The 22,687-nt window shown below is 38.5% G+C and carries 27 protein-coding genes, 1 tRNA gene and 2 rRNA genes; 11 read left to right on the top strand and 19 right to left on the bottom strand.

Annotated elements, in window-relative coordinates; translation table 11 throughout:
• Nucleotides 1–83 precede the first annotated feature (83 nt).
• On the bottom strand, nt 84–1,094 hold the full coding sequence (gap, locus tag MK805_RS14010) for a type I glyceraldehyde-3-phosphate dehydrogenase (RefSeq protein ID WP_240876513.1): 1,011 nt from the start codon (nt 1,092–1,094) through the stop codon (nt 84–86).
• 599 nt (nt 1,095–1,693) lie between these two features.
• Between gap and MK805_RS14005 the strand changes: the two genes are divergently transcribed.
• The 5 genes from MK805_RS14005 (at nt 1,694) to MK805_RS13985 (ending at nt 4,222) form a co-directional block, all read left to right on the top strand.
• On the top strand, nt 1,694–2,170 hold the full coding sequence (locus MK805_RS14005; RefSeq protein ID WP_255724660.1) for a site-specific integrase: 477 nt from the start codon (nt 1,694–1,696) through the stop codon (nt 2,168–2,170).
• Nucleotides 2,158–2,742 carry a tyrosine-type recombinase/integrase gene (locus MK805_RS14000; protein WP_240876646.1) on the top strand — a complete coding sequence of 195 codons (585 nt, stop codon included), beginning with the start codon at nt 2,158–2,160 and terminating at the stop codon, nt 2,740–2,742. The genes MK805_RS14005 and MK805_RS14000 overlap by 13 nt, the downstream gene beginning before the upstream one ends.
• A gap of 155 nt (nt 2,743–2,897) precedes the next feature.
• A complete protein-coding gene (locus MK805_RS13995) occupies nt 2,898–3,692 on the top strand; it encodes a helix-turn-helix domain-containing protein (RefSeq protein ID WP_240876511.1) in 795 nt (264 codons plus the stop codon).
• A 115-nt stretch (nt 3,693–3,807) separates the two neighbouring features.
• Nucleotides 3,808–3,960 (top strand): hypothetical protein, encoded by a 153-nt coding sequence (locus MK805_RS13990; RefSeq protein WP_240876510.1) that lies wholly within the window; start codon nt 3,808–3,810, stop codon nt 3,958–3,960.
• A 67-nt stretch (nt 3,961–4,027) separates the two neighbouring features.
• The gene (locus tag MK805_RS13985; protein WP_240876509.1) at nt 4,028–4,222 is read left to right on the top strand and encodes a hypothetical protein; all 195 of its coding nucleotides are present in this window, start codon (nt 4,028–4,030) and stop codon (nt 4,220–4,222) included.
• 126 nt (nt 4,223–4,348) lie between these two features.
• Here MK805_RS13985 and MK805_RS13980 read toward each other — a convergent pair whose 3' ends face one another.
• On the bottom strand, nt 4,349–4,537 hold the full coding sequence (locus MK805_RS13980) for a hypothetical protein (RefSeq protein WP_240876508.1): 189 nt from the start codon (nt 4,535–4,537) through the stop codon (nt 4,349–4,351).
• Nucleotides 4,538–4,756: 219 nt separating this feature from the next.
• Here MK805_RS13980 and MK805_RS13975 point away from each other — a divergent pair, with 219 nt between their 5' ends.
• The gene (locus MK805_RS13975) at nt 4,757–5,002 is read left to right on the top strand and encodes a hypothetical protein (protein ID WP_240876507.1); all 246 of its coding nucleotides are present in this window, start codon (nt 4,757–4,759) and stop codon (nt 5,000–5,002) included.
• 226 nt (nt 5,003–5,228) lie between these two features.
• Here MK805_RS13975 and MK805_RS13970 read toward each other — a convergent pair whose 3' ends face one another.
• The 3 genes from MK805_RS13970 to MK805_RS13960 form a co-directional block, all read right to left on the bottom strand.
• The gene (locus MK805_RS13970) at nt 5,229–5,951 is read right to left on the bottom strand and encodes an HNH endonuclease signature motif containing protein (RefSeq protein WP_240876506.1); all 723 of its coding nucleotides are present in this window, start codon (nt 5,949–5,951) and stop codon (nt 5,229–5,231) included.
• A 144-nt stretch (nt 5,952–6,095) separates the two neighbouring features.
• Nucleotides 6,096–6,731 (bottom strand): hypothetical protein, encoded by a 636-nt coding sequence (locus MK805_RS13965; RefSeq protein ID WP_240876505.1) that lies wholly within the window; start codon nt 6,729–6,731, stop codon nt 6,096–6,098.
• 90 nt (nt 6,732–6,821) lie between these two features.
• The gene (locus MK805_RS13960) at nt 6,822–7,526 is read right to left on the bottom strand and encodes a hypothetical protein (protein ID WP_240876504.1); all 705 of its coding nucleotides are present in this window, start codon (nt 7,524–7,526) and stop codon (nt 6,822–6,824) included.
• 965 nt (nt 7,527–8,491) lie between these two features.
• Here MK805_RS13960 and MK805_RS13955 point away from each other — a divergent pair.
• From MK805_RS13955 to MK805_RS13945, 3 genes are all read left to right on the top strand, one after another.
• Nucleotides 8,492–8,701, top strand: coding sequence for a site-specific integrase (locus tag MK805_RS13955; protein WP_240876503.1), 210 nt, complete (start codon nt 8,492–8,494; stop codon nt 8,699–8,701).
• Nucleotides 8,702–8,928: 227 nt separating this feature from the next.
• Entirely contained in the window at nt 8,929–9,345 is a 417-nt protein-coding gene (locus tag MK805_RS13950) for a tyrosine-type recombinase/integrase (RefSeq protein WP_338057520.1), read from the top strand.
• 495 nt (nt 9,346–9,840) lie between these two features.
• A tRNA-Arg gene (locus MK805_RS13945) sits at nt 9,841–9,915 on the top strand.
• A 259-nt stretch (nt 9,916–10,174) separates the two neighbouring features.
• Here the strand turns inward: MK805_RS13945 and MK805_RS13940 are convergent.
• The 6 genes from MK805_RS13940 to MK805_RS13915 all read right to left on the bottom strand — a co-directional run bounded on the left by MK805_RS13940 (nt 10,175) and on the right by MK805_RS13915 (nt 14,077).
• The gene (locus tag MK805_RS13940; protein WP_240876502.1) at nt 10,175–10,750 is read right to left on the bottom strand and encodes a hypothetical protein; all 576 of its coding nucleotides are present in this window, start codon (nt 10,748–10,750) and stop codon (nt 10,175–10,177) included.
• A 575-nt stretch (nt 10,751–11,325) separates the two neighbouring features.
• A complete protein-coding gene (locus MK805_RS13935) occupies nt 11,326–11,550 on the bottom strand; it encodes a hypothetical protein (RefSeq protein WP_240876501.1) in 225 nt (74 codons plus the stop codon).
• A 7-nt stretch (nt 11,551–11,557) separates the two neighbouring features.
• Nucleotides 11,558–11,761: a hypothetical protein gene (locus tag MK805_RS13930; RefSeq protein ID WP_240876500.1), complete on the bottom strand. Its 204-nt coding sequence runs from the start codon at nt 11,759–11,761 to the stop codon at nt 11,558–11,560.
• A 51-nt stretch (nt 11,762–11,812) separates the two neighbouring features.
• Nucleotides 11,813–12,382, bottom strand: coding sequence for a hypothetical protein (locus MK805_RS13925; protein WP_240876499.1), 570 nt, complete (start codon nt 12,380–12,382; stop codon nt 11,813–11,815).
• 146 nt (nt 12,383–12,528) lie between these two features.
• Nucleotides 12,529–12,930, bottom strand: a complete 402-nt coding sequence (locus MK805_RS13920) for a hypothetical protein (protein WP_240876498.1) — start codon at nt 12,928–12,930, stop codon at nt 12,529–12,531.
• A gap of 250 nt (nt 12,931–13,180) precedes the next feature.
• Nucleotides 13,181–14,077 (bottom strand): diacylglycerol kinase, encoded by an 897-nt coding sequence (locus MK805_RS13915; protein WP_240876497.1) that lies wholly within the window; start codon nt 14,075–14,077, stop codon nt 13,181–13,183.
• 362 nt (nt 14,078–14,439) lie between these two features.
• Between MK805_RS13915 and clpP the strand changes: the two genes are divergently transcribed.
• Nucleotides 14,440–15,027 (top strand): ATP-dependent Clp endopeptidase proteolytic subunit ClpP, encoded by a 588-nt coding sequence (gene clpP, locus MK805_RS13910; RefSeq protein WP_240876496.1) that lies wholly within the window; start codon nt 14,440–14,442, stop codon nt 15,025–15,027.
• A gap of 419 nt (nt 15,028–15,446) precedes the next feature.
• Nucleotides 15,447–16,916 (top strand): degradosome RNA helicase CshA, encoded by a 1,470-nt coding sequence (gene cshA / locus MK805_RS13905; RefSeq protein ID WP_240876495.1) that lies wholly within the window; start codon nt 15,447–15,449, stop codon nt 16,914–16,916.
• A gap of 752 nt (nt 16,917–17,668) precedes the next feature.
• Here the strand turns inward: cshA and MK805_RS13900 are convergent.
• The 8 genes from MK805_RS13900 to MK805_RS13865 all read right to left on the bottom strand — a co-directional run.
• Nucleotides 17,669–18,022, bottom strand: a complete 354-nt coding sequence (locus MK805_RS13900) for a hypothetical protein (RefSeq protein ID WP_240876494.1) — start codon at nt 18,020–18,022, stop codon at nt 17,669–17,671.
• Nucleotides 18,023–18,065: 43 nt separating this feature from the next.
• Nucleotides 18,066–18,737 carry a hypothetical protein gene (locus MK805_RS13895; RefSeq protein ID WP_240876493.1) on the bottom strand — a complete coding sequence of 224 codons (672 nt, stop codon included), beginning with the start codon at nt 18,735–18,737 and terminating at the stop codon, nt 18,066–18,068.
• A gap of 85 nt (nt 18,738–18,822) precedes the next feature.
• Complete coding sequence (locus MK805_RS13890) at nt 18,823–19,080, bottom strand: HPr family phosphocarrier protein (RefSeq protein WP_240876492.1); 258 nt, start codon at nt 19,078–19,080, stop codon at nt 18,823–18,825.
• On the bottom strand, nt 19,073–20,029 hold the full coding sequence (gene whiA, locus MK805_RS13885; protein WP_240876491.1) for a DNA-binding protein WhiA: 957 nt from the start codon (nt 20,027–20,029) through the stop codon (nt 19,073–19,075). The genes MK805_RS13890 and whiA overlap by 8 nt, the downstream gene beginning before the upstream one ends.
• A 65-nt stretch (nt 20,030–20,094) precedes the next feature.
• Complete coding sequence (locus tag MK805_RS13880) at nt 20,095–21,078, bottom strand: gluconeogenesis factor YvcK family protein (RefSeq protein WP_240876490.1); 984 nt, start codon at nt 21,076–21,078, stop codon at nt 20,095–20,097.
• Nucleotides 21,079–21,086: 8 nt separating this feature from the next.
• The gene (gene rapZ, locus MK805_RS13875; protein ID WP_240876489.1) at nt 21,087–21,959 is read right to left on the bottom strand and encodes an RNase adapter RapZ; all 873 of its coding nucleotides are present in this window, start codon (nt 21,957–21,959) and stop codon (nt 21,087–21,089) included.
• 448 nt (nt 21,960–22,407) lie between these two features.
• Nucleotides 22,408–22,524, bottom strand: a 5S ribosomal RNA gene (rrf, locus tag MK805_RS13870).
• Nucleotides 22,525–22,587: 63 nt separating this feature from the next.
• Nucleotides 22,588–22,687 (bottom strand): 23S ribosomal RNA (locus MK805_RS13865); the annotation flags it as partial.

The following is a 22,687-nucleotide window of genomic DNA, read 5'->3' as shown; positions in this document are numbered from 1 at the left end:
GTACAAAACATTCGATTACAACCAATCTGATTGTAACCGATCATTTTATACCTTTCTACAGATATGCTGTATAAATATAAGGATTAAACACCTTTTTCTAAAATAAAATCTACCAAGTCTACTACTCGGCAAGAATAGCCCCATTCATTATCGTACCATGCAAGTACTTTTACCATGTTATCTTCCAATACCATCGTGGAAAGTCCATCAACGATAGAAGAATGTGGATTTCCTTTGTAGTCGATCGAAACCAATGGTTCATTGGAGTAATCCAATATATTTTGCAATTCACCTTCTGCTGCTTCTTTCAAAGCACTGTTGACCTCTTCTACTGTCACGTCTTTGTCCAACTCCGCAACGAGGTCGACAATAGATACAGTTGGAGATGGAACGCGAATGGACATACCATTTAATTTTCCTTGCAGTTCTGGAAGAACAAGCGAAATCGCTTTTGCAGCACCTGTAGTAGTTGGGATCATAGACATTGCAGCAGCACGTGCACGTCGAAGATCTTTGTGGGGAAGATCAAGAATTTGTTGATCATTGGTATATGCGTGTGCAGTAGTCATAAAGCCGCGTTTGAGACCGAATTTTTCATGTAATACTTTTGCTACAGGAGCCAGACAGTTCGTCGTACAAGAAGCATTGGATATCACATGATGGTTTTCTGCATCGTATTTATCTTCATTTACACCTAAAACGATGGTGATATCTTCATCCGTAGCAGGAGCAGAAATAATGACTTTCTTTGCGCCGGCTTTCAAATGTTTTTCTGCATCTGCTCGTTTGGTAAAACGACCAGTAGATTCGATCACTATATCAATATTATCTTCTTCCCAAGAAAGTTTCTCAGGATCACGTTCCGCTGTTACTTTTACTTCGTGATCGTTTACTTTAAAACCATTATCGGATACTTTAACGGTTGCATCCAAAGTGCCGTGTACAGAATCATATTTAAGTAAATGAGCCAATGTTTTGTTATCTGTTAGATCGTTTACGGTAACTACTTCCAAGTTTGGATGATCGATCAGAGAACGAAACACATTACGCCCAATTCTTCCAAATCCATTAATTGCAACTCTACCTTTACCCATACATACTTCCTCCTTATACGCATTCCTTAGTAGTATGACCAAAAAAATGCCATTTCAAATAAATAAAAACAGTCCAATCGGACTGTTAACGATGAATGGCATCCCATCATCCTTTCTGATGGGAGTTGATATGCGTTGACTGATCTCTAAGGTGCAAGACAAAATGTCTTATGGAAACCGCTTACTATCTCTCCATGCGATAAAAATTATCGTTTATTTGAGATCGCCATCTACCAACTCCTATCACCATGAGAAATGATGTATAGGATCAATCACTGTCAACAAAGATCATTACTACTTTAAATTACTATATTTTAGGGTACAGGTCTACCACAAATTGTACACTTTTTTTATTGTTGTACTATGGATTGAAAACGTGGTATAATAACGGTTGTCCTATCATGCGCCTATAGCTCAGGGGATAGAGCACCGGTCTCCGGAACCGGGAAAGTTACTTTAGGCGTTAATATGCGTAAAAGCTATGTAGTTACTAGCTTTTTAACTTAATTTAAACGTTGGAAACCCTTAAATATAATACATAAACGTTAGAAGCGTTTGCCTTATCCGTTTGCATGGACGGAAGGTGAACGCTTTTTATTATGCCTAAAACAATACGTAAGCCACCAATTAGGGAGCGAAAAACCCGTGTTAGCGAACGTAACGCAATAATAACCAATGTAAACAGTACTTATGAAATCACGTTTGATGAGGCGTTAGAGCTGTTCGTTAATGCTAAAAAAGCCGAGGGAATGAGACCTCGCACCATACATGATTATTACCAGCATATGGGATGGTTCCAACGGTTTCTATCTAGTTTTTATCCAGATATTAAACACATTCAACAGCTAACAACCGACTTAATTCGCAACTACATTAATTACCTGAAAGATGAGCGTAACCCCTTTGCCGGCATCGACAAACGAGAACGGGCGAGGAAAGAACTTGCAGTTAGTACCATTAACATTCGATTACGTACATTACGCACTATGTGCCGTTTTTGGACGGAAGAAGGTCATTTATCTACTAACCCTATGGGAAAGGTTAAGTTGTTAAAGTCAGATAGATTGACGATTTAACCGGCTTTACAGACAAGGAACTTAAAAAGCTATTCGGAGTACTAGATACACGGCAATATAGTTGCTTTCGCGATAAGGTCATTATGCTTTTTTTGCTTGATACCGGTATCCGTATTAACGAACTAGTTAACGTTGAAATACAGCATCTAGATGTTAAGCGGCTAACCTTTACTATTCCATCAGAGATAGCAAAGAATCGAAGAAGCCGCACCATACCAGTTAGTAGAAAGATGATGAAACTACTAATGGAATTACACGAGGAAAACAAGTCTTATTTTGAGCCTACCGAGTTTCTTTTTCTAACCGCGTATGGGGAGCAGATGATTACAAGCACATTTAGAAGACGTTTGTATAAGTACGCAAAGGAAGCCGGTGTAAAACGTGCTACACCGCATATGTTCCGCCATACGTTTGCTAGGAATTACTTGTTGAATGGTGGAGATATCTTCACTCTTCAACAAATACTTGACCATTCCGATATAACCACTACCAGACGTTACATTCAGATGGATAAGGAACATATTAAAGCACAGCATCGCCAATACAGCCCTGCATCTAAATATCTAAGATAATCCAATTTTTAAACAAAAAAATACCGGAAGAAAGCCATCTTCCAGCACCACTACAAACCAAAACAAAATAGGAATCGTTAACAACATTAGTATAGAACGGTTTAGTGGTGCATGTGAAATGCTTTCCAACGGTCTAAGGAGGAAGTAGTTTAAGTATGTGCGATAGCCTTAATACAAACGTAGAATATCATAAGTTGTCGAAATCTTTTTCTAACTTTAATAATACAGAATCTTTAAATACAGCAATAAGACAGCATCTCTACAACAAGTCACATTTACTAACACCTTCATCTATTACCGTGTATAAATTATTGGCGCGTTATGCCGTTAAATATCGCGGCTGTGCGTTTTTAAAAATCGATAGCATAGCGGAACTAACCAAGTTAAGTCGTTCCACCATTATCCGCGCCCTTAACCTTTTACATAAGTTGGACATAGTTTTAAAACGGCATGTAATGCGTCCTATAAGGGGTGGCAATGGGGCTAATATATACGTTTTGCAAAGGTATGTACCAGAAGAAAAGCCCGTTGATAATACTAGTGCTACTCCGTCCGTGCAACCCCGTGAGATGTCGGAAAACGTAGAAGTACCAAGTAATTTGACGGAAGATTTTGGAACCGAAGCTATAATTTCTGAAATTCAAGAGATAAAGAAAATTAATAAACGTTTTGTAAGCGTATATGACCGTTTTAGATCGGTTGTATTTACCTATGTAAAAGATAAAAAACTACTGTATCGCCTGTATGGCGTTTATTTGGCGCAAACCAAGTACCTAAAGTTAGTTTATGAGGAACAGGAATTAATAGACATCGCTATATACGCGTTACGGGCTTCTTTTAACCGTACCAAAAAGAAGAATATACGGAACCTAGCCGGTTATTTTAACGGTGTGCTTTCTAATTGCTTGGACAAGTTGTATTACGAAAGCACCGCTGAGTATGTGTGCTGAAAAATAATTGAAAAAACCTTCAAAAAAGGACTTGCAAAATTTTTATCAGCTTCGCTATTCTTCGACTCAAGCCAAAACACGGCTTAACAAAAAAGCATTTAGGGAGCTGATTTACATGTACGGACAGCGTTTAGAAGAAAAGTTGCAAATATTTTTAATGGAAGACGAGCTTACAGTGAAAGAAGCCGCCGAACTACTTTTATTGCAACATTGGTTAATGGTGGGGTTTACCTTAGCGGAACTCGTAAGGGTTTCTGATGGTAAGTAATTAAATTACACCTTGCCTATTTGCTGGCAGTGGGTAGGCAGGTAATAAATTTACGAGGTGGTACTTGATGAGTATTTCACAACTAGAAAAATTGTTTAAAAAGCTAGGCAAAAGCGTCAAGGATGGCAATGTTAGCGAGCTAAGGAAGACCAGCGCACAAATTAAAGAAGCAATCCCTGTACTGAATAGCACAAGAATCGCCCTCGACCCTCAAATTAACACAGACAACAAGAAGAGTCAACAACGTGGTACGCATGGATAATATTGACCTTACTTTAACAATGTCACCTATCTATTTTAAGTAAATTATTTACGGGTTCCCTCATAGGCGCACGCTAGAAGCGCGCTGGCACTGAATGTGCTTTACCTATAAGGGAAACTGACCCGATTAGTTGTCGGTATTGCCTGCGGTGGCGTCCTTGCTTTCCTCGACGCTCTTCTCAGTCAACTCAGGGGTTCCCTCGCCGGTCATTTCCTGAAAAGCGAGATCGGTCTTCTCGCAAGCCCTGCTGAAAACTCCTTCATCGGGAATACGAGGACGAATCTGGTTTCCCCCGTGCCAACGAAGCTCCGTCATGGTTGTCCCCTTTCAGGGGTTAGGGTCAGATTAGTAACCTATTGCTATATTCCATTATAATACGAATTCTTGTGGAATAGAATCCTCCACCCTGCTCATAAAAGAGGGTACCCAAACCTCTAAAATGTCGGTACCAGTGCCGATGAAAAACAATGTTACCTATGTCCTCCTCGGTGGGGCAGATGCTCAAAAACGAAATTGAAAAGGAAGTGTATATAAATGTGTAACAAAAAACCGGTATATTTTGATTGTCTTGAATGCAACCGTAAAAAATGTGTACAGGTGAATGACGCTGGCAAAGGTTTTTGTAATACCAGCGGTTGTATTAACGTTGAGGATGTTCAATACGTATTTTACCCACACTATACGGAACCGAAAGTTAGCCGTTGGGGGCGAGTTTTCTACGATGATTCAATCAGTGTATATGTTACGGAAGAGGATGAGGAAGTGGAAGCAATAGGTTAATAAAATGTAGTGGGTGGAGGTATGAAATTAACGAGATTCCCACCGCTGAAACTCCGCATAAATAAAGGGTTTTTGAAACGCTTTATTTAGAAAAACGCCGTCTAAGGGCATTATAAATCCGCTGAAGGGTCACAGTACCTCAGCGGCGTTTTTCTTCCGTGACAGGGGCGGACATTAGGCGAGAATTGCGTTTGGTTTAGTTTTCCAACGAAAATAATACCTATAACTATTCAATAAAAAATGCTACTTTAGCATCTGCAATTGTACAATTTGAAAAGTGGATACCAAACTCATTATCGGCATTAATAGAAGTTACATCAGGTGTAATATCTATTTTATTACCTTGATAATAAAGTTTTGCTTTTAAATCGATTGATTGTTCTTCTGGATTGGGTCTAAATTCTAATAAGACTTTCTTTCTATCTGAATTTATTTTTAGTTTGCCACCTGAGTATGTTACATCCCAAAGTTTAGGTTTAAGGTAAGTAATCCATTCATTATTTTTTATCTCTGCTATCAGATCATTTCTAGAGTCATAAAATAAAGCGTTCATTGCAACATTTCCGAATTCGTCTTTTTTGAATTCTAGAAGAGGCTTACCTTTAACCATGATTATAGTTTCTATATTTTCATAGTAGTTAGACCCTATTTTAAATTTAAATTTATCGTAATCACCGAGCATGAAATCATCTCTGATATTATCTCTATTTTTATTAAATGGGTTCTGTTTCATTTTATAAACATATTCTTTAGAGTATGTACCGTTACCGGCTTTGCGGTGATGGTTCGGACATAACGCCACAAGATTATGTACTTCATGGCATTTTACAATATGATATGGTTCTATATGGTGGTACTCAATAATTGGAGTTCCGCATACAACACACCCATAATAACTTTCTCTTCTAACCGATCTTTTTATATCAGATGGAATATCACGTAAAGACATAGATGAACACCTCTAAGGAGTTTTTATAATATTATAACATTTGATGAAGTTACTTTGTGGTGATTGTCTCTGGGACTTAAATTAATAAGTTTACATCGGAATATTTAAATGTTTAAAGTGGGTATTTATTAAGAAAATCAACCCTCATTCAGGGTAAGGGGGAAATATCAGAGTACCTTGTGCGATGATTTTATCCTTTTCGTATACTTCTCCAACTAGGTAGAAAAAAAGTGGAACTTTAATTTTATATTCCCCTTTTGATTTTGACAAAATTAAAAAGCTAATGGTTAACTCATCTCCAGTTGTATAGGAAAATCGAAATCGAATAATTCTATCATCATAATCGCCTAACAGGTCTCCAAGTGCCCTTAGATGAATCTTTGTAGTACAGATATCTCCATAAGGGACTTTTTTAGGGGCATCAGTTTCAAATAATTCTTGATTTTCTTCATCTGGTATGTTTGTGTAAATATCGTCTATGTAAACCGGAACGGGTTTATTATTTGCTAGAATGACATTTATTTTCAATCCCCCTGCCTTGCCTGTGAGGATTACTTTAGGGGTTAGTTCCGGTTTCATTGCTTCTTTTTCTCTTTCTCTAGCTTCCTCCATTTGTTTAATCGCTAACTCATTCTGCTTTCTAGCTTCCTCCATCTGTCCTAACGCAACTCTAGCCGTCCATACGGTTGCAACAGCACCAATAATTTGACCTATTGACGCTAACGAATCCCAACTAACCCAATTTATATGTGTGAACCACTTAATAAAACTATCTAACACTTTAAACACCCCTAGGTGAATTTATTATAATATTATAACTTTCGATCACGGTAAGAGAGAAAGAGGCACTAAACAACGTAGAGTTTAAGTCTACTTTCTAACTACTGATTGATAAATGCTATTTCCTGTATCGCCTTTTTGTCTTATATCTTGAAGTGCGTTAGCAGCATACTCTATGTATGTCCCATTTTTTATTATCTCTTCTTTTGTAACATCTTCATTAGATAAGTATAATTTCGTTATATATCCTTTACTTTCAACCTTTAAATAAACGCAAAATGTATATATCTTACCAGTTGAGATAGAGAATTTGAATTTATAAAAGCCTTCATTCTTTTCGTTTTTAGTTATTAGGTGCTTTAGATATAATAACGGAACCTTAGTAACACATATATCCCCATAAACTACTCTTTCCGGTGCTTCTGTTTCGATAATATTTTGGTTATCATCTTCAATTTCCGGTAGCTTGTTAACAAAGAAAAATGCATCCACGTAAACTGGAACAGGTTTCAAATTAGATAAAATAAGGTGAAGTACGTTTTTTCCCTCTTCATCACTCTTTATTATTATTTTAGGAGTTAACTCCGGTTCCATCGCTTCTTTTTCTTTCTTCTTAGTTTCTTCTTCTCTTTCTCTAGCCTCATCAATTTGCTGATTTGCTAGTTTTGTCTGTCTCAAAGCGATCCTCGCCGTCCATACCGTTGCAAATGCACCAATCATCTGACCAATTGCCGCCCACATGTTCCAATCTGTCCAATTCCATTTTGCAAACCATCCTACAATACTGTTTAACACTGGAAGCTAACACCCCTAATTAGAATCTTCTTTAAATTCATAATACCAGATAACGGAGATTCCATGCCGCTATATTTTCGCTAGAGGTGGCGCTGGTTAATCGTGTTAAATGCGAATCTGCTCAATTGGGATAGCGTGTTAATTACGTTTGGGGAAACGTCTTTGCAATAATATACATATACCTCTTTGCCGGCGGCTACTAGTTATTTATATTGATGTTATTTATTGCGATGATGAGTTTATCTTAAAAATTGATTCGGTTTTTAATCAATTTTAGGCGAAGCCTTACATCCGTAATTAAATACTAATAGACTTCGTTTCACTACGTCTGTAAATAATTAAAAATCGAATTATTTACTACGGATATTTTCCTTTGTTAAATCAGATCTTTCTTTGTATTGTTCTCTTAAGGAACGACCGCTGGAACCGTTGATACTTAAGGGTTTATCAAAAATTTTAGCAAGTTCGTTTGCTAAAACCGACATATAAGTGATTTTCATAAGTGAGCAAATTCGCCACTTTATAAAATTAATTAATCGAAATTTTCTTGGTGGAAAAGTGTGCATCTAAAAAGTTTTCTAGTATTGTAAAGTAGGAGATATTTTTCTGAATGATTTGAAGTTATTTTATAAAAAAGCGGTGCGTTCTGAAACTTTTGGGTTATTGTATAGTAAGAGGATAAATTTTCCTCTGATTTATAAATTTTTTTAGAATTAATGTTTAGTTTTTGCCGATTAAGCGTCTACTATATCGAGAGGGTTAAAAACCTCTTTGTATAAGCAATTAGCTAACACTTAACCAGTTACTTATTTTACCCATTTGAATTTTTGCATTAGGTTAACAAACCCCACTAATTCCCCTCCACTTGTTGGAGATTCTTTTTTGGTTAGGGTGTTATACTTTTAAATTAAATTATTTAGGTTAACTTATAATAGGAGGTTAGTATATGCGAATGAAAGTAGTAGATGGCATTAAGCGGTGTAAAAAGTGGCGTACAACTTGAAGTGTTCGGTGATTACCTTGTAAATAACGGTAAGAGTGAGCGAACAATAAAAAATTACATGAGGAATATTGAGGCGTTTGCAAAGTGGTTAATTGAGCAAGGCGGCGACATCAGCAACCTTACAAGACAAGACATGACATACAACAGTATATGCAACATTTACAAAGCATAGGTAATACGGCAAGTACAATAAAAATCAAGTATGCGGCTATTACAGCTTATGCAAAGCACATTGACAAGTTATCCATATTAAATAATATTCGCCGCCCTCAAGCAAGGGGGAACAAAAATATCGCTCCTAAGTCGTTAACTAAAAACGCGGCTAACCGCTTATTACGCGAGGCAGAACGTAAAGGAACGAGAACAGCCGCAATTATATATACCTTACTATAAACGGGAATAAGGGTTGGTGAACTTGTAGCGTTAAATATAAACGATGTAACGTTAGGCGAACGAAACGGAACCGTTGTTATACATAACGGGAAAGGTGCTATTTCTCGTACTGTTCCGTTACCAGCGGAAGCGCGGCACTACATACGGCAATACCTTAACAGTAGGACAGACGGCGAAGAAGCTTTATTTACTTCTAACTATAAACAGCGTATGTCTATACGTAGTATACAACGCTTATTATCGCAACTAGGAACACACCCACACGCACTACGACATACCTATGCTCGGAAACTTGTAGAAGGTGGGACAGATATTGCAACGGTAGCAGAGTTATTAGGACATACGGATATTAACGTTACACGCCGATACAGTAAACCAGATATGAATACCATTGAACAAGCGGTTACAAATATATTTGGGTAGTGTTATGTAGGTATGTATATAACGCATACACTTACCCCTAGCCTAGCGGCAATATACCGGCTTGTATACCGTATTATATACAACTTGGTATTAAAGTATAGTTAACGTAGTTGTATAGCTATTGTAGCGCCTTATTAACGCAATGTAATTATAGATGAGTACTTGCGTTGTATTATCCTTAATATAAAATAACTAATAACGTTGTTATACTTTAATTTGCTAAAGCGTTTTTATTGTATAACTTTTTTAAGGGGCGGGGCACTCCCTACCGGTTATAGGCGACCAAGCATGTGAAGGAAGTCGTCAAAAATTTTTAATTCGGGGAAGTTAACGTTACATATTAACGCTTGTACAACAGTTCCACCGTATGGTATAATAACCATTGCTATTTCGATTTAACAGATTGCGTTATAACAAATTATAAACGTGTGCATGTCGGAAAGGTATCCGTTATATTTAACGGTTGAAAACGTTATATAGTAACGCATTTAATATGCGCCTATAGCTCAGGGGATAGAGCACCGGTCTCCGGAACCGGGTGCCCAGGTTCGAATCCTGGTAGGCGCACCATCCTAGTATTTATGCGGTTTTTCAGTATACTGTTCAGTATTGAACATAGGAAAGCGTAGTTTAAATACTAACTATTAACGCTCTTTTTCTTCCAAAAGCTTCGGAGGAAGAAGAGCGTTTTTCATGCTTCTATAAAACCCCCAAGAGATAGAAAGAGATCGAAAACTCGTAAAGATTTACAGAACGTTTATAAAATGAGAGGTCTTTTATCAAAACCCATAAAAAAAGAAAATCCCTGCTAAATGAACAACAAGAGGGATTATGCAGTTGCAATTACTTTTTGTTTCCTGTGCTCCTGGAGTCTATTTACAATTACATTCATTCTTTCAAAGTCTCCATATGGAATATCAGGAGTATCAAAGCCTGTAACCCAAATAGATACAGGTAAACCAACAGCCTTTTCATGCTGATATGTATCAAAAAGCCATTTAATCTCTTGCTCAACAAAATCAATATGAGAGGAAAAAAAGAAGCCTGCCCACTCTACTCCTACACTATCTCTTCTCTCTTCATCTGGATAGTGGCCTATTTTATTTTCTAAAACACGCATCCTTGCATAATATTCAACGCTCTTTTTTGGAAAACCTAAGGTTTCACCAACAATCAAATGAAAATCATAGGTTCCCCATTCTACTCCTTCCATTTTTCTTTGGTATTCCTGTTTCTGTTCTTCTGTCTGAAAAAAAATATAACTGTCGGATCCAATATCAAAAGGTGTTATTCTTGGGTAGTCTAATTTGGATACTTCTCCAAAGTATTTGCTTGATTGATTTATTACTAGAGCTGGTTTGTACCCTTCTAAAAAAGCTTCATGTTCCCGCTTTGGTTTAGACAAAAAGATCCACTCCCATATATTTAACTTCTCATCGAAGTTATTCTATACGAAAGCGGATTGTCAAAGGTGAACAAGTTTTGTCGAAATCTTCAATCTTCAATTTCTAATCCGGCTCTACTATACGTCTACAACGAGTACATTTCCTTTTCCCAAATTAACTCATCATCTTTGTGGCACTGAGGACAAGAACTTGGTTTTGGAGCTTTCCAGCGAACTATTTTGAAAATACTCATGTAGTTCACTTCCTTCATAACACAACAACATTTTATTTTCATTTCATTACATTCTTAATATTACAACATTACATTTTATTTACAATTAGAAAAGGTACTTTCTGTCATTATGAATTGATCGAATAATAGATTGAGGTGGAATGACAATCAAACTGGTAATGAAGTAGATCAACATCATAAAGAAGCTCCTAACCATGAATAGGATAGGAGCTCTCTTGTTGTGTTGTTTCTAGTCATTTGGAGGGCGACTGAAAGCAACTTTTTTTGGCAATGCGATTTGATGTTTCATCAGTGCTTTCCTACCTTTCACCAAAGATATTGAAACATCTTGAAACTCACCCGTTATTTTACGATAATCGGTAAATTCTGTCTCTTACAAATATCACTCATATTCAGTAAAATGTCAAACATCAGCTCTTCGAAGTTATACTCTATTGCGTGTTCTCGTGCTTCTTCAAGATGTTTGTATGCGTCCATGTCCTTGTTCTGCATGACCAAACATTGACTTAAAGCAATAAGAGCTTTCACTATACCTTGTACATCTTTGTATTCACGAGCCAGTTTCACAGCCTTTTTAAGTATAAACTGACCTTTTTTTCATTTGTCCAAATTCACAGTACACACTTTCTAAATGAGTATGCGTTTTAATAGATAAGTATTTCTTTTTGATCTTATCTTCTAGTTTTAACGCTGATTGATAACATAATTCTGCATTTGTCATTAATCTTTTTTGATAGTAACTTTCACTGACTTCAAACTGTTGCAATTTGTTTCGCAACAGCCAATCCTTCTTCTTCTGTCTGTAGAAGCTTTTGGAATTTTTTCCGAGTCATGAATAAGGGTGAATAACGTGCAAAAAAGATGTCGGTATTTTCATCCATCTCATATTTTCATATTGATAATTAGGGTGAGGCCATATTTCTTGACAGTCAAACAAACTTGTCATGTCATCTTCATAGGCGATACCACCTACTAGAAAATCATAAGTTTGGTACAAGTCCTCTAAAAATGAGATAAATGCAGGATGTTCGTCTTCTCTAACCCCTATTTGATCAAATAGCTTATCGTCCCAAACACTTCCATAAAAGACGAAATCACACATAATGGTGTCATCAAACAATTGTTGGATGTAAAAATAACTTTTTCTCCGTCTAGCAATTGTTATATTTAAGCTTAATCTACATTCATGGACGGTAACACTATTTTCATCATCTAGATACCCCTTTACAAATTTCTGTAAAAGTTCCTCTAAATTTTGATCTGCCAACTCTACTTCGTAAGGTAACTGCATTAACTTATGGATGACTTTTCTGGCCATTTTCTCTCTGTTGTCCTCTAGTTTCAGCAAAAAACTGACTTCTAAAAAAGGACCTCCAGTAATCCATGCACTTGATGTCATCAAATACTTCCTTTTTCCACTCTTTTGGCATTCAAAAGTAAGGGATTGATCTATATCAACTATGATTATATCGGTCCGGGAACAGAGAAAGTAGCAGAAAGCTGCAATTCTCTCTGCTCCCGGGTGAGTCCCGTGAGAAAAGGGGTTCACTCAGTACACTGTGAAATGACGACGGCCAGCAAGTAGTTCGCTAGGGCGTGCTGTTCAGCCTCCACTGCCTTTTCCAGATCCCCTCGGTAGTCATTGGGGTTGATGGCACAAAGTCCTTCATACGTCTTCCGAACGCAAGCAGCTTGATAGTAGGACTTCAGCGTCTTGAGCCGGTTGTGGAAGCTTACTGGGATCTCGCTCAGGTACTCAGCAAAGATGCGATCTGCTTCGGCCTTCATTTCCTGAGACATGCGGTCAGACCGCTCCGTTGTGACTTCGAAGATGTCCTCCTCTTCGAAGTTTCGCTTTAGCCGATTGGCGATTTCGATGAGAGCATCAGTCACACCACATGTCGCTGCCTGAGTAAGAGCTCGGATAATAACCGAGTTCGAAACCACTTGGCCCTTCCTTCTCCCTATTTAAGGGGCTCAACATTAGGATTAATAAAATTATACATGATTTAAAAAGAAACATCTATGATCCCCTTTGCCTTAGAGACAGAAAAAAAGCTGTGAATCGTAATCACAGCTTTTTTCTATATAAATGATTTTGTATTCAGGCCCGGGACAGGAAGATCAACACTGCTGTCTTCCTGTCCCCAGAGTAGTCCCATGAAGAGTGCTCTACTTCGTTCAATCCAAAAATCCTTTAATTCACCAGCGAATTTGGTACAAAAATCTCGATATGACGCTGTAAATTTATAAAATTAGCAGGAGCATCTCCTCCATACTCCCCATCTAGATTTATCTGCATTCGCTCTTTGGCTGTCACGCTTATCTCACTTGCTTTATCGTAAATAATATTGGGATCATTAATATGTTCGCCGCGAACCGCTAAAGTTGCAATTTTTATTAAATCTGCAAGGTTGGTCTTTTTTAATATGATTAAAGAAAACTTACCGTCTTGTACATTAGAATCCGGTGCCAATTTCTCGATTCCACCGACGGAGTTCGTATTTGCAATAAGAAAAAGCATAATTTCTCCTTCAAAAAATTTCCCATCATACGATATGGAAACTTCTGTTGCTTTTAGTTTAGGTATCATTTCGATTCCTTTTAGGTAATAGGCAAGCTGTCCTAATCCTGTTTTTAATTTACTTGGGACTTCATAGCTTAGTTCTGTAAGATGTCCTCCCCCCGCAATATTAATAAAATAGCGGGAATTCATCTTCCCGATATCTACTGGTATGGTATCTCCCTCGACGATAACATTTACTGCTTTATCTATTGTTCGTGGAATATGAAGCGCCCGAGCAAAATCATTTGTTGTCCCTGCTGGAATTATTCCAAGCTTTGGGCGAACTGATGCATGTGCCAGCCCATTGATCACTTCATTGATAGTACCATCACCGCCAGCCGCTATTACTATATCAAAGCCCCTGTTAGAAGCTAATTCAGCTTCAGCCTCCCCATCACCTTTACCAGTAGTCTCATGACAGGATGTTTCATATCCAGCCCTCTCCAGTTTAACCAAGACTTCTGGTAATTTTCGTTTAAACAATTCCCTCCCAGAAGAAGGATTATAAATAATTCTTGCTCTCTTCAATTTCATCACCACGATAACAATTATAAACTACTTATCAGCATATCGTTCTGCCCTTGGTATCTAAGTTCAAACTCTTCTTCTCTTTCAATATAACTTTTGCTTGATAACTTTTCAAAGTAGCCTAGCATAACTTTGAAAACAAAAATCAGACAAACTACATACGATGTGAGGAACTATATACATAAATCACATTTGCCTCTCTCCTGCTGTTTTACAATTATTAATTATGAATCGTATAAACTCGTGGCTTTCTAACGATAATGAGCAAATAAAATATCTCCATATATTATTTGACCTTTTTTGACCAATGAGGTATGATAGTCCTGTGAACAAAATATTTCCTACATATGGAGGAGACGAACATGATGAACAACCTAATACCTATGGTAGTAGAACAAACAAACCGTGGTGAGCGCTCCTATGATATATACTCTCGGCTTCTCAAAGATCGCATTATCTTGCTTGGCAGTGCTATCGATGATGATGTAGCAAATGTGATTGTTGCCCAATTGCTATTTTTAGCAGCAGAAGACCCAGAAAAAGATATTCACTTATATATCAATTCCCCAGGCGGTTCGATCACTGCTGGAATGGCAATTTACGATACGATGCAGTTTATTCAACCTGATGTGGAGACCAACTGTATTGGAATTGCAGCTTCCATGGGCTCCTTCTTGCTTGCAGCAGGAGCAAAAGGAAAACGATTTGCCCTGCCAAACAGTGAAGTAATGATCCACCAGCCTCTCGGTGGGGCACAAGGTCAAGCATCTGATATTGAAATCCGGGCAAAACGAATCATCAAAATGCGCGATAAACTAAACCATTTGTACTCCGAGTTTACCGGGCAACCCATCGAACGAATCGCAAAAGATACCGATCGCGACAATTTTATGAGCGCTGAGGAAGCTTTAGAGTATGGATTGATTGACAAAGTGATTGAAAAGAAATAAGATGGATAAATAAGATGAATCGAAATCCACCCATCAGGGTGGATTTTTTGCGGGATTAAAAGATTAGATTCCCTACTTGAGCAAATATAGATAAATAATTCCCAGCGAAGATATACACCTCAACAAGAGCAAAATTCTCGCTAGGTCGCTCTTCCTAGTCACGCTACGCTTGGCTGTAGCGTCCTTTTTATTCTTTACAACAAGACGTGGAAGACATGCATATCCCGCTCACAAAGTGGACTTAAAGGGTGAACCGGAGGTTCCAAAGTATTACTTTGGGGTGGATCAGCGGATTTGGAACAAAATGTTAGTGAATTTGCTCATCTGGAGTTAGATTTTTACATCCTGCAACATAGGATGAGATTTTATACAAATAATAAGAGAAACAACTACAATTTATTAAAGGAGTTTTTATTACATTGAAACCTTTTTCCGAGCTAGGATTAAGCACACAACTTCTACAAGCTATCCACCAAATGGGGTATGAAGAAGCTACCGATATCCAAGCAGAAACCATCCCTATTACTCTTTCAGGTCAAGACCTTATTGGCCAAGCCCAGACTGGAACAGGCAAAACCGCAGCATTCGGTATCCCTCTTGTCGAGCGGATCGATACACAGGATGAAAGTGTTCAAGCCTTGGTCATAGCACCTACCAGAGAACTCGCCATTCAAGTTGCTGAGGAATTAAATCGTATCGGTCAATTTAAACGCGTTCGTGCATTACCTGTATATGGTGGTCAAGATATCGACCGCCAAATCCGTGCACTAAAAAAACGACCTCAAGTTATCGTAGGTACACCAGGCAGACTACAAGACCATCTTCGCCGAAAAACCATTCGTCTACAAAATATCCAAATTGTCGTATTGGATGAAGCGGACGAAATGCTGAATATGGGCTTCATCGAAGATATCGAGGCTATTTTGGATCAAGCACCAACTGAGCGGCAAACTTTGCTTTTCTCTGCTACGATGCCGGATCAAATCCGCAAGTTGGCAAATAAATTTATGACTGAGCCGATGCAAGTGAAAGTAAAAGCAAAAGAAGTTACCATGCCAAACATCGAGCAATCTTTTATTGAACTTGCTCCTAAGCAAAAGTTTGATGTTTTATGTAACTTGCTTGATATCCAATCTCCAGAACTGGCTATCGTATTTGGACGCACCAAAAAACGCGTAGACGAACTTACCGAGGCGTTGAATAAGCGAGGTTATGCTGCTGAAGGATTGCATGGAGACCTCAATCAAACTCGCCGTGATACGGTTGTACGCCGCTTTAAAGAAGGCACGATTGATATTATGGTCGCCACTGACGTTGCTGCTCGCGGTCTTGATATCTCTGGTGTAACTCATGTCTATAACTTCGATATCCCCCAAGAACCAGAAAGCTATGTGCATCGTATCGGAAGAACTGGTCGAGCGGGCAAAACAGGAGTAGCCATCACCTTTGTCAGTTATCGCGAAATGGATCACCTTCGCTATATCGAACGGATGACAAAGAAAAAGATCAAAAGAGAAGCAATCCCAACAATCCATGAAGCGTTAGAAGGTCAACAGTTAACAGCAATGGAGAACTTACGGAATACGGTAGAAGAGAAAAATTATGGTTCATACCGTGAACTTGCTAAAAAACTACTCGAAGAACACGATTCTGTTGCACTTGTAGCAGCAGCTCTCAAAATGATCACCAAAGAACCTAATAAAACAAAAGTAAACCTCTCGGATCTCAATGCACCAGGTAGACTACGTACACCAAAAAAACCAGAGAGAAAAACAGAGAAGAGAGTTTTTCCTAAGACAAAACGCAGTTATGGAAAAAGCGACTCTTTTGGCTCTGGAAAACAAAAAAATCGTTTCTTTGAAAAGAAAAAGAGAGCGAAAAATAGATAATAATATGTACATTCTTTTTTAGTACTGTACAATACTTTTATGTTGTAACGATACTGACAACCCAATGCCGGGCTGTCTCGTTGCAATCGTCATTTCACACTCTTGGTGCCCCCTGAGACGGAGAGTGTGAGCTGGCATCGAATATTAAAAATACAGCCGAACCTAAAGCTAGGTTCGGCTTTCTTCTGCTAGTACGGGGTATAAATAAATATTTTGACAATTAGGATCACTAAAGTTACTATAAAGGAGGAATTTCGATGGGATGAGCCCACCCACCCAGGTTGGGATCAACGATCATCACGATCACGATCCACCGAAAAAATTAGGGGCAGTCCATTGGTCGGAACCTTCGATCATTTCGGTCTTGGTTTCACCAATAATTCGGGGTTTCAAGGCGGGGCAATAGAAATATTGTCCCGCCGCCGATTAAAATATACAGCCGAACCTAAGTTAGGTTCGGTTTTTATGTAAACAAGCGAACTATGAAAGGCGGCTTATTTGCCTCTGGCAAACAAAAAAAGAAAGGAAAGACAGATAGTATATAAAATTCTGTACATTCCATCACAAATATATATAATAGTAATTATAGCGATTGGCCATACAGCCGGGATTGCCGGGTGATGTAAATTACCGCCCCACTGTACGCCGGGCCAACTCCCTATAGTCGGTCGCACTTTGTCATGCTGGGGTGCCCCTAGCGACAGAGTGTGACCGGCACCCAATATTAAAAAAATACAGCCGAACCTATATACCTAGGTTCGGCTTTCTTCTGCTGGATGGATATGAAGAATAAAAGGATTTAGCGGAGCTGCTTGTGTAACTTTTTTTCTTACTTGTGCTTCGATCACGGCATAATCACGCGGCTTTACACCAGGCTTTACATAGATATCCATGATAATATTGCGACCTGTATACTCCATTTTCGCACGGTAAACAGCATCTACTGTTTTTGCAGCTTGAACCATCTTACTTTCCGGATAACTCACATAACTATAAGAACGAGAGTCATTATCCAAACCTGTTCTTTTTTCTGGGGCAGCTGTACGTTGACAGCCAGTAATCAATAAACCAAAACACAAAATAATCCAACCTATCTGCCGAAGCATACTTCCCACCTCCTAAACGTAGTTTGTCTAGGCAGGGCAATCTTCATGCTTCAAAAAGGTTGGATGTGAAATCTTCCTGTTTAAATCTATATTCTGTCAATACTAAAACAGACATAAAAATCAATTCGGTAAATGAACCAAGTGCGTAATATTCGGCAAAGAAAGCAATTGCTCCAAGTAAACTCACGAAGAGGCACCCAAAAAATAAGATTGACCATTGCATTCTTTTCCACACCACAACGGATGTAAAAATCATCGGTACAAAAGCGAAAAGCATCGAAATCGAAAACGGAGATTCGCTTATAATATATCGATCAATCCCATTTATAGAAATTGCTTCCATATGAACCCACAAGAAATCATGAAAAACTCCGATGATGGTTACGATAAAAGTATAGAGATTGAACAATATTTTGATTGCTACACTTTCTACCCATCTTGCTCCCGTTCTCCGAAGAAAATCTAAGGATACAAAAGTTAATGTTGGGATGAGCAGTACATGTAAGAGATAACGAATCATACTGAGCATTTCCAATGTTTCTCCGAACCCAATCCATCTACCGCATAACAAGACAAGATTATCATACGCAAGGGCAATGATAAGAAAAAAGACCCAAGCTGTTCCCCAAAACGGAGATTCCTGAAAGAAACGAAAACAACAAAAGAATAAAACCATACAACCCAATACAAAAAGAGGGTAAAGTAGAATATCCATGTTGTTGTCCTCCATGTCATTCTTCATCACCCTACATCATAACAAAATTCACCCTTCAAACCTTGTTATAATTGTGACACTCTGTTTAACTTTTTTCTTGCACGATCTCTACTAATCGTTCTACAGCTTCCTGTTCGTCTCGCCCTGTTGCTTCGATTGTAATTTCTGTACCTTTATTAACAGCTAAACTCATAACACCCATAATACTTTTCGCATTTACTTTCGCTGTGCCTTTGATCACATAAATCTCCGACGAAAAACGGCTTGCTTCACGAACAAAGTATGCTGCTGGACGGGCATGTAGGCCAACATCTAAAGTCACTATTACGTTTTGATTATACACTGTCATTTTCCCCCAATTTGTCTCGTAGTTGTTTGGCCAGCTCATCAATTTTTCGCATACGGTGATTCACCGCAGATTTACTAATTTTCCCGCTGGGGATTAACTCTCCAAGTTCAGTAAAATTTACTTCTGGATATTGTAATCTCAGCTCCGCTACCTCTCGGAGCTTTTCAGGTATATTATCCAGTCCATGATGTTCTGCTATCAACTCGATATTTTCTTTTTGCCGCATCGCAGCCTGTACTGTCTTATTTAGATTTGCAGTCTCACAATTTACCAACCGATTAACTGAATTTCGCATATCTTTCATGATGCGAACGTTTTCAAAGTGAAGAAGTGATGGATGAGCCCCAATAATATTTAGGAATTCACCAATTTTATCTCCTTCTTTCATGTAAACAATGTACCCTTTCTTACGTTCGATCATTTTAGGATTTAGATGATATTCCTCCATTAATTGCTGCAAGGATTCCGCATGATCATGGTAGGTTGTCATGATTTCCAAATGATAAGAACCACTGTCAGGATTATTGACAGATCCACCAGCGAGAAAGGCACCTCTTAGGTAAGAGCGTTTACAACAAGAATCAACGATTAAAGTGGAAGAAATCCCTGGGATTCGCTGCCACGTCTCAGGTTCAAAAATCGCTAAATCAGCAAGTATTTTAGCTGAATTTTGATGAAGACGGATAGAATACACATTATTTTTTTTCAACCTGATCTTTTTTCTTACTAGTACTTCTGGTTGAACTTGATACAATCCACGCAATAAAGAAAACATATGTCTCGCAGTAGAAGGACTCTCTGTTACAAGTTCCACCGTTAGTTGCTTATGTTTGATTTCAAGTATACCGTTCATGCGGACTAGTGCTGATAACTCAGCTCTTTTGCAGCATGGCTTGGTTTCCATTTTTGTTAGTTCTTTTTTTGTATCTGAAGTAAACGACATGATTTGTCCCTTCTAGCTACCTTTACTTACTATCCATTTTAATGGATTTCCACACTTATCCGCAACTAAACACCTTGATACTCCCTTAATCTTCCACGAACTAGCCTTAAGATGTGTTTGCTGATACGGTAAGCATCATGTCTGAGTAAAGTTCGATAGAGCAACAAGTTATCCATGATCGGATGACACCCTTGACGCATGATTTCTTCTAGATCCGGTAGAACCATACTTTGCTGACTACTGGCATACCGCTCTTTTAGAAAAGAAGGAGGTACTTCATTATTCAGCAATGTAAAATCAAACAAGCCTGGGCCAACATGATCATAAATAACGCGTATATGATCGCTCGCTGAAAAGCCGTCTGTTTCACCGTGCTGCGTCATAATGTTACAAATATAAATTTTACAAGCATTTGATTTCCGAATCTCATCAGCCATCCCTTTCACTAGGAGATTTGGAAGTATGCTTGTATATAAGCTTCCTGGACCTACAATTATCCCATCTGCTTCTCGAATGGCTTCGATTGCTTCCTCTTGTGGCTTCGGACTTGGCGGGTGGAGAAACACTCGACGTATTTTCTTTCCAGCCTTGGGAATTTGAGATTCTCCTTTGACAATCGTCCCATCCATCATCTCTGCTAAGAGCACCACATCTTGCTCACTTGCTGGGAATACTCTTCCATTTATGGCAAGTACTCTACTCAATTCTTTGATTGCTGTGGTAAAATCACCTGTTATCTCTTGCATGGCAGCAATCATCAAATTGCCTAAATTATGTCCAGCCAGTCCGTTCCCATTTTGAAACCGATGTTGGAAAACTTTCTCTAATAGCGGCTCTGTATCAGCCATTGCAATTAGTACATTTCGAATATCACCAGGCGGAGGCATCTGAAGATCATTTCGTAATCGCCCAGAGCTACCACCATCATCTGCTACTGTCACGATGGCAGTAATCTCTACAGGAAACTTTTTGAGACCTCTGAGCAAGACTGACAATCCAGTTCCTCCACCAATACAGACTATCCGCGGGTATTGTTTTTTCCGTTTCATACCTGTGTTTAACCGCCTTTCTCCATATCTCGGTGCTTCACTTGGCATCTTTCCTGATCCTTCAATGTATGATATAGATGCTCGGCAATTGCCACAGAACGGTGCTTACCCCCCGTACAACCTATCGCCACCACGAGTTGAGACTTACCCTCTTTTTTATACTGTGGTATAAGAAAAGTTAGCAGATCTATGATCTTTTCTAGAAACAGTTTGGTCTCTTCCCATTTCATCACATAATCAGAGACGATTTTCTCTCTCCCTGTTTGCGGACGCAATTCATCAACATAATGTGGGTTAGGTAAGAAACGCACATCAAAAACTAAATCAGCGTCAATGGGAATTCCATGTTTGAAGCCAAATGACATAAATGTAACAAATGCATCTGTCTTCGAGGCTTTCTGTAATGTTTGAATCTGCTGTTTGAGTTCAAGTGGTCGAAGTCTGCTAGTGTCAATTATATTATCTGCTTTCTCTCGAAGCTCCTGCAATAACATCCTCTCTTGCCGAATACCGTCAAGCGGTGTCCCATCAGGTGCAAGCGGATGCCTTCTTCTTGTCTCTTTATATCTCCGGACAAGTGTATCATCATCAGCCTCAAGGAAAAGGATTTGATGATGTATTCCATACTGTTCCTCCAATTGTTTTAAGGAGTCTAACAAGGTGGAGAAAAATGCTCTGCCTCGCAGATCAATAATAAGTGCTACTTTTTGTAGTTTTCCATTAGACTGCCCCAATAGCTCAGCAAATTTAGATATAAGGATCGGTGGAAGATTATCTACACAAAAGTAACCGAGATCTTCAAAACACTGAGCTGCGACTGTTTTTCCTGCTCCAGACATACCTGTAACTACAACAAGTTGTACTTCATTATGTTTCTGCATAGCCCACACTCCGCTTTTTCTTATGGTTTTTACTATAACACCTTTTCCATTAATAAAAAAGCAAGTGAAAGGATAGACAAAGCATTTGCATAAAATAATATATTTAATTTAAATATAAGCTTTAATAAGCAATATTTACTAGTGAACGTTTATAGGATATTTTGGGAAAAACAATCATCAATTCTAATTTATAGCGCACGAGAAGGTAATCGAAATCGTCTTAAATATATCAGCATTAGTATGAACATTCATTGGGTTTCCACAGCTTCCCCCATCCCTTATGCTTAGAATTGTCTCTAATCCATTCGACAAAGTTCATTTAATTTAGTATGGAACATGTTATCGATAATTCATTAGATAAGAAAATAGAAAACTTAGTGTTCCTTCGATGATTCTAATTTCGTGAATGAAAATAAAAGCCTACCATTAATGGTAGGCTTTGTGTGTTGCCTGGCGACTACTTACTCTCCCAGGACCCTGCGGTCCAAGTACCATCAGCGTGAGAGGGCTTAACGATCGTGTTCGGGATGGGAACGAGTGGAACCCCTCTGCTATGATCACCAGACGTATTGTGTTGTAGAAAGTGACTCGCACTTTCAAAATCAGATAGGAAAAGATGATGTTGCAGTAGGAGAAGCCCTCGACCGATTCGTATCTGTCAGCTAAACACATTGCTGTGCTTACACCTCAGACCGATCTACCTCGTCATCTACAAGGGGTCTTACCTA

It is taken from the genome of Shimazuella soli (assembly GCF_022511585.1).
In the GTDB taxonomy this organism is placed as follows: Bacteria; Bacillota; Bacilli; order Thermoactinomycetales; family Thermoactinomycetaceae; genus Shimazuella; species Shimazuella soli.
This window is presented reverse-complemented; position numbering and strand designations above follow the sequence as displayed.

Coding starts and splice junctions, on each gene's coding strand:
- MK805_RS13955 (WP_240876503.1), top strand. CDS start 8,492: ATGGCATTAAGCGGTGTAAAAAGTGGCGTACAACTTGAAGTGTTCGGT.
- MK805_RS13900 (WP_240876494.1), bottom strand. CDS start 18,022: ATGCTTCGGCAGATAGGTTGGATTATTTTGTGTTTTGGTTTATTGATT.
- MK805_RS13925 (WP_240876499.1), bottom strand. CDS start 12,382: ATGACATCAAGTGCATGGATTACTGGAGGTCCTTTTTTAGAAGTCAGT.
- MK805_RS13985 (WP_240876509.1), top strand. CDS start 4,028: ATGAGTATTTCACAACTAGAAAAATTGTTTAAAAAGCTAGGCAAAAGC.
- MK805_RS13970 (WP_240876506.1), bottom strand. CDS start 5,951: ATGTCTTTACGTGATATTCCATCTGATATAAAAAGATCGGTTAGAAGA.
- clpP (WP_240876496.1), top strand. CDS start 14,440: ATGATGAACAACCTAATACCTATGGTAGTAGAACAAACAAACCGTGGT.
- MK805_RS13880 (WP_240876490.1), bottom strand. CDS start 21,078: ATGAAACGGAAAAAACAATACCCGCGGATAGTCTGTATTGGTGGAGGA.
- MK805_RS13995 (WP_240876511.1), top strand. CDS start 2,898: ATGTGCGATAGCCTTAATACAAACGTAGAATATCATAAGTTGTCGAAA.
- MK805_RS13895 (WP_240876493.1), bottom strand. CDS start 18,737: ATGGATATTCTACTTTACCCTCTTTTTGTATTGGGTTGTATGGTTTTA.
- MK805_RS14005 (WP_255724660.1), top strand. CDS start 1,694: ATGCCTAAAACAATACGTAAGCCACCAATTAGGGAGCGAAAAACCCGT.
- MK805_RS13990 (WP_240876510.1), top strand. CDS start 3,808: ATGTACGGACAGCGTTTAGAAGAAAAGTTGCAAATATTTTTAATGGAA.
- rapZ (WP_240876489.1), bottom strand. CDS start 21,959: ATGCAGAAACATAATGAAGTACAACTTGTTGTAGTTACAGGTATGTCT.
- whiA (WP_240876491.1), bottom strand. CDS start 20,029: ATGTCGTTTACTTCAGATACAAAAAAAGAACTAACAAAAATGGAAACC.
- gap (WP_240876513.1), bottom strand. CDS start 1,094: ATGGGTAAAGGTAGAGTTGCAATTAATGGATTTGGAAGAATTGGGCGT.
- MK805_RS13975 (WP_240876507.1), top strand. CDS start 4,757: ATGTGTAACAAAAAACCGGTATATTTTGATTGTCTTGAATGCAACCGT.
- MK805_RS13980 (WP_240876508.1), bottom strand. CDS start 4,537: ATGACGGAGCTTCGTTGGCACGGGGGAAACCAGATTCGTCCTCGTATT.